The following is a 13,938-nucleotide window of genomic DNA, read 5'->3' on the forward strand; positions in this document are numbered from 1 at the left end:
AACATCCTCACCGGCCGGGTGCTGGTCTACCGCTGGCCGCTGGAATAACGCAGAAATGGCCCTGAGAGGCGGGGTGTTGACCGGGAAAGGTAATCATACCTGCCCGGCCTTTTTCGTGCCTTTGTAGGCCATTTTACGGCGTTTCGGCGGGCAGTTTCCGGCCCGCCCCATTTCCGCCATAACCAATACTGGCTTTTGGGTGCGAAGTTTGCGAAGCAATGTTCGCACCAACAGCCAGGGTGGAAACAGGAAGCATACCCTGACCGGTCACAGGTAAGTTTTAACTGCTGTTTCCCTGGACTGCCGTTCCCTACCCCTTTTTCTGCTACGCTGGCATGGCTATTTCTCTCGAACAAGCCACACCGAAGCAGGCGGGAGGCAAAAGGCCCGCCAACCCCGGATGAAATGCGGCCTCCAGGGGAAAAGGCCCTCTTTTGGGACACTTCCTGGCAATGGTCCGGCAGGGTAATGCACACAGCCACGAAGAAGGTAACACGTACAGGAAAGGTTTTCAGGTTATGACGGGTATCACCGTAACGATGGTCCCCTGCCCGCCCCGGTGAAAAGGCCCCTTCCTGCCCGGCCACATCCACCCCGGTAAAATGCCCCTCCAGACCGCGTAGAAGCGCATTTCAGGGGGGATTCCCCAGGGGTAAGTATAAAACCTTTGCCCGCGACAAATACCCCTTAAAACCAAACGTAGCAATAGGGGTGCGGGCACTAGTGTTGAATACTAGTGTTTCGGCTGGGTCCTTCCGGGAGGGCGGCCGGCCAAGAAATTACGAAGCCCTTTCTGCTGGTGCGTGCTCCCATCATTCATTTTGGGAGCAGCAAGCCCCGGAGGCCGCATGGCTGTAAGCGAAACCGGTTTTTCGCTTTGGGAGCAATTTGGGAGCAGATTGGGAGCAAACACCCTAAAACGAGGCCAAAACACACCCATTTATTCCCTGGTAGCTTCTAACAACACCAGTCAAATCAAGCCTTTACAAACTTCGCTAAACTATACAAAGGGCTTTTAGCGGTTTCCTAAACCGCGTGTCGGGGGTTCGAGTCCCTCCGGGCGCACCAGAAAAAGATAAGCCCCGCAATAATTTGCGGGGCTTCCGCTTGTAGACAAACTTTATGTGCCCTGGTTTTAAAGGATGAGGACCTGGAGTGAGCGCTGCCGGGCCAGGTCACGTGCCGCGGACCGGATGTCCGCGGAGGCTACCTGAACACAGGATGTGTGAGTGTGGCCGGTACCCGCCGAAGACCGGAGCCGGGGCCTTTTGGCCCGGCAAGCGATACGACCCGGGAGCGACGACTAAAACCAGGGCAATCTCCGGGGGCACTTTATCGACAGCCTGAAGCCCCGCAAGGATTTGCGGGGCCTGCTATTTATGGCTTTCTGTCCTGCGTGCTTTGGGGAATTTTACTGTTTTTTTACCAGGTGCCCTTCCACTCCCCAGGGTGCCGCAGCCGTAACCTGAACCTGCACCAGGGAGCCCTTCAGTTCCGCAGCGGCAGCCGGGAACCGTACCCTCACGTAATGTTCCGATAATCCTTCCCCCGGGTTTTCCACCTTTTCCACCAGCACCTGCACCTGTTTGCCCACCAGCTGCCGGTGAAAGCGCAGGGAAAGTTTTTCGTCAAGGGCACGCAGTTCCCGGACCCTTCTTTTTTTAATATCAGGGGCTACCTGTTCGGGGAAACTGAAGGCCTCCGTTCCCGGTCGTGGTGAGTAGGGAAACACATGCAGGTGGCTTAAAGCCAGCTCCTCAACCAGGTCCATGGTCTGCCGGTGATCATCTTCCGTTTCCCCGGGAAAGCCCACGATTAAATCCGTCCAGATGGAAAGGTCCGGGATTAATTCCCTTGCCTTTTGCACCAGACGGGCAAAGTCCCCGCTCCTGTACCTGCGCCCCATTTTCTGGAGGATACGGTCTGAACCGCTCTGGAGGGGCAGGTACAAAAACGGGCAGACTTTGCGGGAACGGGCTATGGTTTGTAAAAACTCCGGGTGCAAATCCATAGGTTCGATATAGCTCAGGCGCAGGCGGAACGGATAGGGGAGAGCGTCCAGTTCCCTTATGAGGCGGGCCAGGTTCCATCCGGGCAGATCCTTACCATACGCCCCCAGGTGGGTGCCGGCCAGGACTATCTCCCGGTAACCCATGTTTGCAAAATGTTCCAACCGGGCAATTACCTTTTCCGGTGCCAGGCTTCTGGGTAACCCGCGGGCTTTCCGGACAATACAATAGGTGCAGGCCTCGTCGCAACCCTCCTGGATTTTAATGACGGGGCGGGTGCGGCCGTAGTTGCCGGTCAGGGGGAAATCCTCAAAACTTTCACCCGGCTCATGTTCCGTAATGATTATCTTTTGCTCCCGCTGGCACCGGGCAAGCTCACGGGCTATAATGGCCGGCAGCCGGGTTCTACCGGTGGTGCCGATGATAATATCCACAAAAGGAAGTTTTTCCTTTATTTCCTCCCAGTACACCTGCGGGTAGCATCCGGCCAGAACCACCAGAGCCCGGGGATTCTCTTTTTTAGCCTGGCTGGCCAGCCGTCGGGCTTCGGCTGCCGCGGACCGGGTTACCACGCAGCTGTTGATAATATAAACATCGGCTGCTTTTTGCGCCGGGGAAAAACCTGCTTCCTGCATGGCCAGCTCCAGAGCCCGCCCTTCCTGCTGGTTGACCGGGCAGCCAAGGGTTTTAACCTTGAAGGTATAGGACAATGACGTTCCCTCCGCCATCGGACATTTGCTCCGTTACAGGACCCTTAAAATTATACCACATTGTCTGCTTTTCCTAATCTGGTTTGTCATCCGGTTTCACCGGGCGGGTTTCCGTTTGCCGCTTTCGGGGACTTCCGCGCCCGTGCGGGACGGATTGGCTGCGTTTGAGCGGGGTTTAGCGGAAACGCGGGTTGTCAAGGGTAGGGCTGCTATGTTAAAATAACTCTGCCGGTAAGAAGCATTCCGGGTATTCCGGTGGGGGGGATGGTTGACGGATCATCGCCGCTACATGCTGGAGGCTCTGGCCGAGGCGCAAAAAGCCTATGAAATGGGCGAAGTGCCCATCGGGGCGGTAGTGGTGCTGGGAGATAAAATCATAGGCCGGGGACACAACCTCCGGGAGACCCTTAAAGACAGTACCGCTCATGCGGAGATTCTGGCCATGCGGGAAGCAGCCCGTTGTCTGGGGGACTGGCGCCTGGTGGATACCGTCCTGTACAGTACCATTGAGCCCTGTCCCATGTGTGCCGGTGCCATGGTGCAGTTCCGGGTGCGAATGCTGGTTTACGGGGCCAGGGACCCGAAGGCAGGAGCGGTGGATTCCGTTATGGATATAGTGAGGGAGCCCCGGTTCAACCACCGGTTGGAAGTTGTTTCCGGTGTACTGGCCGATGAATGTGCGGCCATTATCCAGAGGTTCTTTCGTGAGTTAAGGCAAAAAGACAGGTAAAAGGAAGGATTATAACGGAGAGATGGCCGAGTGGTTTAAGGCGCTCGACTCGAAATCGAGTAGGCTGCCAAAAGCGGCCTCGTGGGTTCGAATCCCACTCTCTCCGCCATTTTATGCCATGGGAACTGCTAGAAATGCACGAATCGAGTTAAGCTAGCGAAGCCCAATGAGTTAACTCGACTCGCTACTGCCTCCCCAGTTGAAGGGAGGCATGCTTTTTATGGCAGAGAGAAAAGTAGTGAAGTTCCTTGGGGAGGTGCCTGCCACTTGGGAGAGAAGCAAAGAATATTGCTCTCCTACTTGCAAGCACTCGGCCAAAAGCCACCGCTACCGGGTGAGGCAAAAGCTGAAGCTTTTGAGAAACGCCTCTACTTGAGCAGGGTTTTAGCCATAGAAAAGCTAAATCTTGCTTCGCCAAGGCATACTATGTAAGGGCTGAAATACGTCTTGGGAGGGAAGAACATGGCCCGCTTTATTGTTTACCTCGAACCCGCCGAAGAAGGAGGCTATATTGCTTCTGTACCGGCACTGCCGGGTTGCGTCACCCAGGGGGAAACGAGGGAAGAAGCCCTGGCAATGGCTGAGGACGCCATAAGAGGGTACATCGAGAGCCTGAAAAAACATGGAGAGCCGCTACCCTTTGGCTTTGAGAAAGCGGAAGTAGAGACTATTACAGTGGACGTGGCCTAAATTAAATATGAGGAAGTTACCTGTTCTTAAAGCGAGGGAAGTCATTGCTGCCCTGCAGAAAGTTGGCTTTGAAGTTGACCATGTGACCGGGAGCCATTATATTCTCCGCCACCCAGACGGCAGAAGGGCTATCGTCCCTTTTCACGGTAACAGGGACATAAAGCAGGGAGTTTTGAGGTCTATCTTAAGGCAGGCTGGACTAACCGTTGACGAGTTTAAAAACCTTCTTGCTTGAACAGTATTTTGCGAAAGCATAGAGAAGAAAGACATAGTGAAGAAAGATACTTAACTCGATTCCGCGAAGTGAAATTTTTTGAAAAACCGAATCGAGCTAAACTAGTGGGAGGCAGTAAACGAGAAGTTCAGACATAGTGCGGGTTTGAGGGATTTGAATCTGTTTGCTCGACTCGAAATCGAGTAGGCGGGCCAAAACCTGCCTCGTGGGTTCGAATTCCACTCTCTCCGCCATTTTTTCGTCCTGATGTGTCGGACCAAGTGATTTGACCTGGTTTCGCTGCTGCCTCCCTGTTAAAGGGAGGCGTTTTTTTAGATAGACGGGGTGTCCCGACCCCGCTTACGAACTTCCCGGGAGGATAAAGCAGGCAGCGGGTGATTGGCCAGCGGCCGGTGGAGGTGGAAGAATGGATATTGTGGCGATAATTGCCGAAAATAAGATCCGGGAAGCCATGGAAAGGGGAGAGTTTGACAACCTGCCCGGCAGGGGCAGGCCCCTGCAGCTGGACGATCTGTCCGGGGTTCCCGAGGAGCTCCGGGCCTCCTACCTTATTTTAAAAAATGCCGGTGTACTGCCCCCGGAACTCGAGCTGCACAGGGAGATCATGTCCCTGAAACAGCTGGTTGATCTTTGTTACCAGGAAGAAGAAAAACAGCAACTGACCAGAAAATTAAACGAAAAAATATTGCGGTTCAACCTGCTCATGGAAAGAAGGGGCACGAATGCCGCTGTAAGATATTACAGGGAAAAAATTTATAGAAAGCTGGGAAGGGGATTTTAGGGAATAAATTGCCCATATCGAAGAAGGTATTTGTCGAAGCACCCCGAATTATGATTTGGGGTGATTAATATTTATGCAACGCTGCCTTGCGCCAACTAAATATGTACGGGATGAACTGGTGCTGGAGAGGTTGGGGGAGTTGTTGCCCCCGTCATTACGGCGGGTCTTGATTGCCGGTGGGGAAACCGCCCTCCAGGTTACCGGGGAGCGCCTGACGGCAGGGTTAAGGAAAGCAGGCAGGGAGGTAGCCGGCCTGGTATGGTATGGAGGAGAATGCTCCCCGGTTAATATTGAAAAGCTGGCTGCCGCCGTGCGGGATGCCGGGGCGGAGATGCTCATTGGCGTGGGCGGGGGTAAAGCCCTGGATACGGCCAAGAGTGCAGCCTGGGTCGCCGGTGTACCGGTGGTGACCGTTCCCACTATAGCTGCCACCTGCGCGGCTTTTACCGGTATTTCTATTGTCTATAACGAGCAGGGTGTTTTTCAGGAGATATCCCGGCAGGCCCGCGTACCGGAGATGGTACTGGTGGATCTGGCTACCATTGCCCGGGCCCCGGCCGTATTTTTGATTGCCGGCATCGGGGATACCCTGGCCAAATGGTATGAGCTTGAAGCAACCGCCCGGAACCGTGGTGATTCCGCCGTAATTCGCAGTGCCCTGCAGCTGGCGGCGGTGGCCCGGGAAATACTGGTCCTGCATGGTGAAGCCGCCCTGGAGGCGGCCAGGCTCCAGGAGGTTAACGTACCCCTGGCCGAAGTGGTTGATGCCATAATCATGGTCAGCGGCCTGGTCAGCGGTTTGGGGGGCGATGAGTGCCGCACGGCGGGCGCCCACGCGGTTTACTCCGGCCTTACCTGCCTCCCGGAAACCCACGGGCGCTGCCATGGGGAAACCGTGGCCTTTGGCATTCTGGTTCAGTTGATGCTGGAAAATAATTATGCTGAAGCAGAGAAACTGATCGGTTATTACCGGAAGCTGGGTTTACCTGTAACCTTTGCCGATCTGGGGCTTGAACATGTTACATCTCAGCAACTGCATACGGTAGCGGCCGGCGCCCTGGCTACGGAAGATATTCAAAACCTGCCCTTTACCGTTGATGAAAATATGCTGGTACAGGCCCTGCTGTCTGCTGATGAGTTGGGACGAAAGAGTGGTGGGACAAGCATATGAAACCCGAGCTGCTGGCCGCCCGGCGGACCGCCGCCGTGCAGGCCTTTCCAGAGGAAATCCCGGATCTCCCCCTGGAAGAGCTCCGGGCTCGCCTGGGCCGGGAGCGGGTGTACAAGCTTTCTTTCAATGAAAACCCTTATGGCCCCTCTCCCGCGGCAGTAAGGGCCGTGCAGGAGGCGGCTGCGTCCATGCACCGTTATCCCGATTCTTACGGCCGCGCTCTATGCCAGGAACTGGCAGATTTTTACCGCCTGTCACCGGAGCAGATTCTCCTGGCCAACGGTGCCGATGAAATAATCAACCTGGTAGCCCTGGCCTTCCTTGATCCGGGGGATGAAGTAATAATTCCTTCTCCCACTTTTGGCTCCTACGCTGCGGCTGCTCACCTGGCCGGCGCTGTACCGGTTACCGTTCCCTTAAACGACTATCGCATTGACCTGGAAAAGGTAGCGGCGGCTGTTACAGAAAAAACGAAACTGATTTTTATCTGCAACCCCAACAACCCTACCGGTACGGCTTTTCCCGCGTCCGAGCTTTTACCGTTTATGCGGCGGCTGCCGGAGCGGGTGCTGGTGACGGTGGATGAGGCCTATAATGAGTATACCGACGACCCGGCGGGTTATACCGCCATACCTTTCCTTGGTGCTGAGCCCCGCCTGCTGGTGATGCGCACCTTTTCCAAAATATACGGCCTGGCAGCGGCCCGGGTGGGTTATTTGCTTGCCCATGCCGGCCTCGTGGCCCGGGTACATCGGGTCCGTCCACCCTTTAATGCAGGTGTTCTGGGGCAGGCGGCCGCCCTGGCTGCTTTTCGCGACCGTACGTATGTAGAAACCATGCGCAGGTACAACAGGGAACAGCGGCAGTGGCTAACTGAACAGTTGTCAGCCTGCGGCTGGAAGGTTGTTCCCAGCCAGTCCAACTTCCTGCTGGTGGATACGGGGGAGGATGGCAGGGGCGTATTTGATTACCTGGTGGAACGGGGAATTATAGTCCGTCCCGGCCATGGATTTAACCTGCCCACCTGTTTGCGCATTACTGTGGGCCGGCCGGAAGAAAACAGGGCTCTGGTGGAAGCCCTGATGGCTAAAAATTCCAGGAGAAGTTAATTACCTGTTTAAAGGAAAAAAGTTTTTTTTGTCGAACAGTTTATTGCGCTAAAATATTAAAACTTTATATGGGAGGGAGAATTAAGGTGAACAAACTGGGCAAGCTGGCGGTTTTATCCCTGATCCTTATTCTGACCCTCATTGCAGCCGGCTGTGGGGGACAGGAAACCGGTCAACAACAGGCGGGTACCGGTCAGGAGCAAAAGCTGGAGAAAGTACGCCTGACCCTGCCTACCTGGCCGGGGTACGGCCCGTTGTTTTTAGCCCGTGACAAGGGCTTTTTCAAGGAGGAAGGTCTGGAGGTGGAGATTTCCGTTATTCAGGGCCTGGCCGAGCGAAAGGCAGCCCTGAAGGGCAACAAGGTGGATGGAGTTGCGACCACCCTGGATATTGAGTCCACCCTGGAAGCGGAAGGAGTACCGCTGACAATTGTCTGGGCACTGGACGACTCCTATGGCGGCGACGGTATAGTAGCCAGGAAGGATATAAAGTCGGTGGCCGACCTGAAAGGTAAAACCGTGGCCCTGGATGTGGGTACCACCAGTCACTTCTTCCTGCTGAACTGCCTGGAAAAAGCCGGCTTGAGCGAGGACGACATTGTAATGGTGCAGTCCGGCAGTGCCGGGGATGCCGGGCAGGCCTTCGTTGCCGGGAAAGTGGATGCGGCGGTGACCTGGGAACCCTGGCTGTCCAGGGGAATTGAAGATGGCAAGGGCAATCTGATCATAACCTCCAAGGAAACGCCGGGTTTGATTGTTGACGCGGTAGCATTCCGCAGGGATTTTGCCGAAAGCCACCCCCGGGAGATGCAGGCCCTGGTGAATGGCCTGGCCAAGGCTATGGAATTCTTTGCCCAGAACCAGAAAGAAGCCGTAGAAATCATGGCCAGGGCGATGGATATGGACCCGGAGACTTTTATGGATGGCATCCGCCTGTACAGCCTGGAGGATAACCTCAAGTTTTTCGATGGCGGAATCCAGAATACCTTGCAGAAAGCAGTGGACTTCTATTATGATAAGAAGGTGATCAACAACAAACCCGATGTCAATAAAATGATTGACGGCAGCTACTTAAAAAATGTTACTAAATAACTGATCAGCTTAATATCCGGCGCCTTTTTGCGCCAGTATAACGAGGTTGGACAATGTTATTGCGGCAGGAAATTAACAAATCTTTATACGGCACCCTGGGGGCCGCACATTTTGCCCTTCTGTTTGCTATCTGGTCCCTGCTGGCCTACGGGCAACTGGTGCCGGCATCTTTACTGCCGACCCCCGGTGAAGTGGCCCGGACGGCGGTAGAGATGATCCGGGATGGCTCACTCTTCGAACATGCCCTGGTCAGCACCTTTCGCGTTACCTCCGGCTTCCTGCTCTCAGCCGTGATTGCGGTTCCCCTGGGTATGCTCATGGGCACCTGGAAGTGGGCCCTGGGATTTTTTGAGCCCATGTTTGGCTTTATCCGCTATATGCCTGCTTCGGCTTTTATCCCCCTGTTTATCCTGTGGTTGGGCCTTGGTGAGCCGGAAAAGATCATGGTTATTTTCTGGGGGACCTTTTTTCAGCAGGTGCTCATGATCATGGATGTGACCAAAAACGTGCCCCTTGAGCTCATTGAAGTGAGCTATACCCTGGGGGCCAGGGGGCTTTCCGTTTTCAGCCGGGTAATTATTCCCGCTTCCCTGCCGGGAATTGTAGATACCCTGCGCATTACCTTCGGCTGGGCCTGGACCTACCTGGTGGTGGCTGAAATTGTGGGGGCAAGTTCCGGCCTGGGGTATGCCATTATGCATGCAGCCAGGTTCGGCCATACGGGAAAGATATTTGTCTGCATCCTGACCATCGGGCTCCTGGGCATGATTACCGACTTAATCTTTAAGTTTATCTACAATACTTTGTTTGCCTACCAGCGGCGGGGGACGTAGAAGTGTGGCCTAAAGACGTGAAGTTAAGTATTCAGGGAGTATCCAAAACTTTTAACGGCGGCCGCAGCAGTGTGGAGGCCCTTAAGGCCACCAGCTTTGATGTACGGGAAGGGGAATTTGTGACCATTCTCGGTCCATCGGGATGCGGTAAATCCACCATCCTGCGAATTGTAGCCGGGTTGACCGAGCCCACTGCCGGGAAGGTGCTGCTGGACGGCCGGGAAATTAAGGGAGCCGGGCCGGACCGGGGGATGGTTTTTCAATCCTATACCCTTTTTCCCTGGTTGACGGTGCGGCGCAATATCGAATTCGGCCTGGAGCTGCGTGGTGTACCGGCGGCAGAACGCCATGCCATTTCCGAGCATTACACAGAACTGATCGGGTTGAAGGGGTTTGAAGAAGCCTACCCGGTAAGCCTTTCCGGGGGGATGAAGCAGCGGGTGGCTATCGCCCGGGCCCTGGCCAACGATCCCGAGATATTGCTTATGGACGAGCCCTTTGGCGCCCTGGATGCCCAGACCAGGTTAATCATGCAGGAGATCCTGCTGAAAGTGTGGGAGGAATCCCGGAAGACCATCCTGTTTGTAACCCATGATGTGGAAGAAGCGGTTTTTTTGAGCGATACGGTGCACATAATGACTGCACGCCCCGGGCAAATTAAAGAAACGGTGCAGATTCCCCTGCCCCGGCCCCGTACTTACGAGATGAAGGACGATCCCGAATTCTGGCGTCTGAAAAAGTATTTGCTGGATCTCATCCGGACGGAAAGCTTGAAAGCGGTCTAAATAGGCGGGAAATGCGCCACACCGGAAATTACGCTGTCGGAAAAGTCCTGTGAAAAGGGGGTGTCAGGATGCCTGTAATTATGGTTCACGGCCCGAAGATGAACAAGGAGCAGAAAGCGGAACTGGTTAAGTCCTTTACCGAGGCGGCCAGCAAAATCATGAATATCCCCACCCAGGCGTTTACAATTCTTATTCAGGAAACGGAACGTGAAAACGTGGGCGTGGGGGGAGTCCTGCTGGTAGACAGGGATAAATAGGGGTGCTTAAACTGATAACCCCGGGCATAATGCCCGGGTTTTTGCATCTGGCGCCCGCTCAGGCTGGATAACGATGGTGCTTGCCAGATGTCGCCCGCCTTTATAAAATATATTTAAAGGGAGAAAAGTAAATGCTTCCTTGTGGGCATTTACCGTATACCTCCCTCTTGAGTTTTTGAAGCAAGATGGTTATAATATTTCCTGGGAGAAACAATATACCGGTTATTGTAGGCCACGGCCATGGTGTGGAGAGATGGCTGAGTGGTTGAAGGCGCTCGCCTGGAGAGCGAGTAGACGGGTGCAAAGCCTGTCTCGTGGGTTCGAATCCCACTCTCTCCGCCATTGTAACATACGGTCCAGGATTTGTTCCGAGTGGCCTGCGACCGGTGGAGGCATTGGCCGTGCTAGACGGGGAGGTAGCGGTGCCCTGAACCCGCAAGCCGCTGTAGCGGGGTCGAATTCCTGCCCGCGGGTGTGACTTGTGGGGTCTGGCCCCTGTAAGGGGTGACGACGGTTGGGTCTTGCGCGACGGAGACTTCTGAACCGTGTCAGGTCCTGGCGGAAGCAGCACTAAGGAAGCACCTCCGGGTGCCGCAAGGGTGCCTGACCCGAGCTACCTGCAGGGGTAACGCCCGGAAGTCATCATTCAACGGCAGGTGCACGGCCAATAAAGTTTCGTTACGAACTGCTTTAAAGGCAGTTCTTTATTTTTTATTGCCGGGAAATTTAAAGAGGAAATTACTCACCGGTGACGAATTTGTGCTAAGGCATCTGGAGTAAAGCAAATTATCCTGCAGTTTAAATAATGGTGCACCAACAAATCCGCGGAGTTGAGATGCCATGTCATACCAGGCCCTGTACCGCAGGTGGCGCCCCGGCCGCTTTGAGGAAGTTGTTGGGCAAAAACACGTCACCACAACGCTGCAAAACGCCCTGCTTTCCGGGAGAGTTGCCCATGCCTACCTCTTCTGCGGTCCCCGGGGTACGGGCAAAACAACCACGGCTAAAATCCTGGCCAGAGCCTTGAACTGTTCTACCCGCCAGGGTCCCGAACCCTGCAATGAGTGTGCGGTGTGCCGGGAGATCAGCGCGGGCATCTCCATGGACGTGGTGGAGATAGATGCTGCCTCCCACCGGGGGATAGATGAGATCCGGGACCTGCGGGAAAAAGTAAGATATTCACCTGTCCAATCCGGTTACCGGGTTTATATTATTGACGAAGTGCATATGCTCACCAGTGAAGCTTTTAATGCCCTCCTGAAAACTCTGGAAGAGCCACCTGCTCATGTGGTTTTTGTGCTGGCCACCACTGAACCGCATAAGGTTCCTCTGACCATTCTTTCCCGCTGCCAGCGCTTTGACTTCCGTCCCATTGCCCTTGAAGATATGCTGGCTCGCCTCCGGAAGGTGGCTGACGGGTCAGGTTTTCAGGTGGAAGAAGAAGCCTTATATCTGATTGCCCGGGCTGCCGGCGGCAGCCTGCGGGACGCCCTGGGCATCCTGGATCAGGCAGCAGCTTATGGTAATATGGTTGTTACGGCAGAAAATGTTCACCGGATCATGGGCACCGTCCGGGACGATCTGCTGGATGAAACCGCCCGCGCGCTGGCAGCCTGCCGGGCAGACCGCCTGCTGCACCTGGTAGCGGACGTGGCGGCGGAAGGAAAGGACCTGCGCCTTTTTGTCCAGGAGCTGGCGGCATATTTACGCCGCCTCATGCTGGTCCAGATTTCACCTTCCCGGGAACTGGCCCTGTTACCCGGAGAAAAGGAGCGCTTGCTTGAACGGAGCCATGAATTCAGCCGGGAACATTTGCTGTATGTCCTCCAGCTGCTCACCCGGGTGGAACAGGAAATGAAGTGGGCCAGCCAGCCCCGTATCCTGCTGGAGGTGGCCCTGGTGGAAGCCACCCGCCCCGGCGGGGCTGATTCCCTGAGCGCTTTAGCCTTGAGGCTGGAACAGCTGGAATCCCGGCTGGAACAGCTGGAGGCTGGTGGGCTGCAGAACCCGGCAGAAAAAAAGGAAAAGAAGGAAAGGATCCAGCTCCGGCGGGAAATAATGGATAAAAACGCCGGGCGTTCACAGGCCGGTGAAAAGGATGCCGCGGTAGGAAGGGACAGGGTGCGGGAAGTAAAAGAAAATCCCCCGGGAAAACCTGCACCGGGAAACGACGGCGAGGGGGTTTCCCTGGACAGGATCAGGCAGTGCTGGCCGCAGTTCCTCGACCTGGTGCGCAGCAAAAGTGTTCCTGTATACAATTACCTTTCCCATGGCTGGCCGGAACAGCTCGAGGAAAACTGCCTGACTGTAGCCTTTGAACCCGACGATATGTTTAAGGAGTTGCTGGAGGCAGCGGCAAACCGCCGGGTGCTGGAAGAGGTTCTGGCTGCTCTGTTCCCGGGGACCTGGCGGGTGAATATAGTGTACGGCAAGGCTTCACCGGAGAAGAAGCAGGTGCTGGAGGTAGAGGAACGGCTTGATGCGGCGGCGGCCATCCAGCTGTTCGGGGGAGAGGAAATAAACGAAAGGTAAGCAGGCCGGTTGAATTGCGAAAAATGTAATGTAAAGGAGAGAGCAAATTATGATGGGTAATATGAACAAAATGCTCAAGCAGGTTCAGAAGATGCAGGCGGAAATGATGCGCCTGCAGGAGGAGCTGGGCAACCGGACCGTGGAAGCCACGGCCGGGGGAGGGGTTGTCAGGGCCGTGGTAAATGGTAAGCAGGAGCTGGTGGCCCTGGAAATAAAGCCGGAAGCAGTGGACCCGGAAGATGTGGAGATGTTGACGGAACTGGTCCTGACAGCCGTTAACAGCGCGCTCAACCAGTCCCGGGAAATGGTGACCAGGGAGATGGGCAAGCTGACCGGTGGGTTAAACCTGCCCGGCCTCTTTTAGGGGTGAAAACGGTGAGGTACCTTTCCGGCCCCGTAAACCGTCTGATTGAAGAACTCGCCAGGCTTCCCGGTATCGGGCCCAAAACGGCCCAGCGCCTGGCCTTTTATCTTTTGAACGCCCCGCCGGAAGTAGCCCATAACCTGGCCAGGGCCCTGGTTTCCGCCCGTGACAGTGTGCGTTACTGTTCAATTTGTGCCAATCTCACTGACCGGGAAATTTGCCAGATTTGTTCCGACCCGGAACGGGATCCCACGCTGGTCTGTGTGGTTCAGGAACCGCGGGATGTGGTGGCCATGGAAAAAACCCGGGGTTACCGGGGTCTTTACCACGTTCTAAGGGGGGCTATTTCCCCCCTGGCGGGGGTAGGCCCGGAGGACCTTACCATCAAGCAGCTCCTGGCCCGCCTGAATAAGGGAGTGATCAGGGAGGTAATTCTGGCCACCAATCCGGATGTAGAGGGTGATGCCACCGCCCTTTACCTGGCCCGGTTAATTAAACCCCTGGGCTTAAAGGTAACGCGTATTGCCCACGGTTTGCCCGTGGGCGCCCACCTGGAATATGCCGATGAGATGACCCTGGCCATGGCCCTGGAGGGCCGCCGGGAAATAACATAAATAAGGCATATTTTACCACCCCGCTCC

General features: G+C 55.3%; 14 protein-coding genes, 2 tRNA genes and 1 other RNA gene. 16 read left to right on the forward strand and 1 reads right to left on the reverse strand.

The genetic code is table 11. From position 1 onward, the window contains the following. Window positions 1-1,411 precede the first annotated feature (1,411 nt). Window positions 1,412-2,719, reverse strand: a complete 1,308-nt coding sequence (gene mtaB, locus BUB44_RS07485; RefSeq protein WP_034635240.1) for a tRNA (N(6)-L-threonylcarbamoyladenosine(37)-C(2))-methylthiotransferase MtaB — start codon at window positions 2,717-2,719, stop codon at window positions 1,412-1,414. A 289-nt stretch (window positions 2,720-3,008) separates the two neighbouring features. Here mtaB and tadA point away from each other — a divergent pair, with 289 nt between their 5' ends. From tadA to recR, 16 genes are all read left to right on the forward strand, one after another. Continuing rightward, window positions 3,009-3,449, forward strand: coding sequence for a tRNA adenosine(34) deaminase TadA (gene tadA, locus BUB44_RS07490; RefSeq protein ID WP_034635248.1), 441 nt, complete (start codon window positions 3,009-3,011; stop codon window positions 3,447-3,449). Between the two features lie 16 nt (window positions 3,450-3,465). Further along, window positions 3,466-3,558 (forward strand) — tRNA-Ser (locus tag BUB44_RS07495). A gap of 353 nt (window positions 3,559-3,911) precedes the next feature. Further along, window positions 3,912-4,139 carry a type II toxin-antitoxin system HicB family antitoxin gene (locus BUB44_RS07500; protein ID WP_027357147.1) on the forward strand — a complete coding sequence of 76 codons (228 nt, stop codon included), beginning with the start codon at window positions 3,912-3,914 and terminating at the stop codon, window positions 4,137-4,139. 7 nt (window positions 4,140-4,146) lie between these two features. Continuing rightward, window positions 4,147-4,374 (forward strand): type II toxin-antitoxin system HicA family toxin, encoded by a 228-nt coding sequence (locus BUB44_RS07505; RefSeq protein WP_027357146.1) that lies wholly within the window; start codon window positions 4,147-4,149, stop codon window positions 4,372-4,374. 406 nt (window positions 4,375-4,780) lie between these two features. Then, the gene (locus tag BUB44_RS07510) at window positions 4,781-5,155 is read left to right on the forward strand and encodes a DnaJ family domain-containing protein (protein WP_027357145.1); all 375 of its coding nucleotides are present in this window, start codon (window positions 4,781-4,783) and stop codon (window positions 5,153-5,155) included. A 73-nt stretch (window positions 5,156-5,228) separates the two neighbouring features. Continuing rightward, a complete protein-coding gene (locus tag BUB44_RS07515; protein ID WP_073164733.1) occupies window positions 5,229-6,326 on the forward strand; it encodes an iron-containing alcohol dehydrogenase family protein in 1,098 nt (365 codons plus the stop codon). Further along, window positions 6,323-7,435: a histidinol-phosphate transaminase gene (gene hisC / locus BUB44_RS07520; RefSeq protein WP_073164736.1), complete on the forward strand. Its 1,113-nt coding sequence runs from the start codon at window positions 6,323-6,325 to the stop codon at window positions 7,433-7,435. The genes BUB44_RS07515 and hisC overlap by 4 nt, the downstream gene beginning before the upstream one ends. 86 nt (window positions 7,436-7,521) lie before the next feature. Then, the gene (locus tag BUB44_RS07525; RefSeq protein WP_207545633.1) at window positions 7,522-8,526 is read left to right on the forward strand and encodes an ABC transporter substrate-binding protein; all 1,005 of its coding nucleotides are present in this window, start codon (window positions 7,522-7,524) and stop codon (window positions 8,524-8,526) included. Between the two features lie 53 nt (window positions 8,527-8,579). Continuing rightward, the gene (locus BUB44_RS07530; protein ID WP_027357141.1) at window positions 8,580-9,359 is read left to right on the forward strand and encodes an ABC transporter permease; all 780 of its coding nucleotides are present in this window, start codon (window positions 8,580-8,582) and stop codon (window positions 9,357-9,359) included. A 2-nt stretch (window positions 9,360-9,361) separates the two neighbouring features. Further along, entirely contained in the window at window positions 9,362-10,144 is a 783-nt protein-coding gene (locus tag BUB44_RS07535; protein ID WP_114362118.1) for an ABC transporter ATP-binding protein, read from the forward strand. 68 nt (window positions 10,145-10,212) lie between these two features. Beyond that, the gene (gene dmpI, locus BUB44_RS07540; protein WP_027357139.1) at window positions 10,213-10,401 is read left to right on the forward strand and encodes a 4-oxalocrotonate tautomerase DmpI; all 189 of its coding nucleotides are present in this window, start codon (window positions 10,213-10,215) and stop codon (window positions 10,399-10,401) included. 247 nt (window positions 10,402-10,648) lie between these two features. Further along, window positions 10,649-10,743, forward strand: a tRNA-Ser gene (locus BUB44_RS07545). Between the two features lie 57 nt (window positions 10,744-10,800). Continuing rightward, an RNA gene (ffs, locus tag BUB44_RS07550) (signal recognition particle sRNA large type) lies at window positions 10,801-11,065 on the forward strand. Between the two features lie 176 nt (window positions 11,066-11,241). Next, a complete protein-coding gene (gene dnaX, locus BUB44_RS07555; protein ID WP_073164741.1) occupies window positions 11,242-12,933 on the forward strand; it encodes a DNA polymerase III subunit gamma/tau in 1,692 nt (563 codons plus the stop codon). Between the two features lie 49 nt (window positions 12,934-12,982). Beyond that, complete coding sequence (locus BUB44_RS07560) at window positions 12,983-13,297, forward strand: YbaB/EbfC family nucleoid-associated protein (RefSeq protein ID WP_207545634.1); 315 nt, start codon at window positions 12,983-12,985, stop codon at window positions 13,295-13,297. A gap of 11 nt (window positions 13,298-13,308) precedes the next feature. Further along, window positions 13,309-13,911 carry a recombination mediator RecR gene (recR, locus tag BUB44_RS07565; protein ID WP_027357136.1) on the forward strand — a complete coding sequence of 201 codons (603 nt, stop codon included), beginning with the start codon at window positions 13,309-13,311 and terminating at the stop codon, window positions 13,909-13,911. Window positions 13,912-13,938: the final 27 nt, after the last annotated feature.

This window comes from Desulfofundulus australicus DSM 11792, assembly GCF_900129285.1.
GTDB classification, from domain to species: Bacteria; Bacillota; Desulfotomaculia; order Desulfotomaculales; family Desulfovirgulaceae; genus Desulfofundulus; species Desulfofundulus australicus.

Coding starts and splice junctions, on each gene's coding strand:
- hisC (WP_073164736.1), top strand. CDS start 6,323: ATGAAACCCGAGCTGCTGGCCGCCCGGCGGACCGCCGCCGTGCAGGCC.
- BUB44_RS07560 (WP_207545634.1), top strand. CDS start 12,983: ATGATGGGTAATATGAACAAAATGCTCAAGCAGGTTCAGAAGATGCAG.
- BUB44_RS07510 (WP_027357145.1), top strand. CDS start 4,781: ATGGATATTGTGGCGATAATTGCCGAAAATAAGATCCGGGAAGCCATG.
- tadA (WP_034635248.1), top strand. CDS start 3,009: ATGCTGGAGGCTCTGGCCGAGGCGCAAAAAGCCTATGAAATGGGCGAA.
- BUB44_RS07515 (WP_073164733.1), top strand. CDS start 5,229: ATGCAACGCTGCCTTGCGCCAACTAAATATGTACGGGATGAACTGGTG.
- dnaX (WP_073164741.1), top strand. CDS start 11,242: ATGTCATACCAGGCCCTGTACCGCAGGTGGCGCCCCGGCCGCTTTGAG.
- dmpI (WP_027357139.1), top strand. CDS start 10,213: ATGCCTGTAATTATGGTTCACGGCCCGAAGATGAACAAGGAGCAGAAA.
- BUB44_RS07530 (WP_027357141.1), top strand. CDS start 8,580: ATGTTATTGCGGCAGGAAATTAACAAATCTTTATACGGCACCCTGGGG.
- BUB44_RS07500 (WP_027357147.1), top strand. CDS start 3,912: ATGGCCCGCTTTATTGTTTACCTCGAACCCGCCGAAGAAGGAGGCTAT.
- BUB44_RS07505 (WP_027357146.1), top strand. CDS start 4,147: ATGAGGAAGTTACCTGTTCTTAAAGCGAGGGAAGTCATTGCTGCCCTG.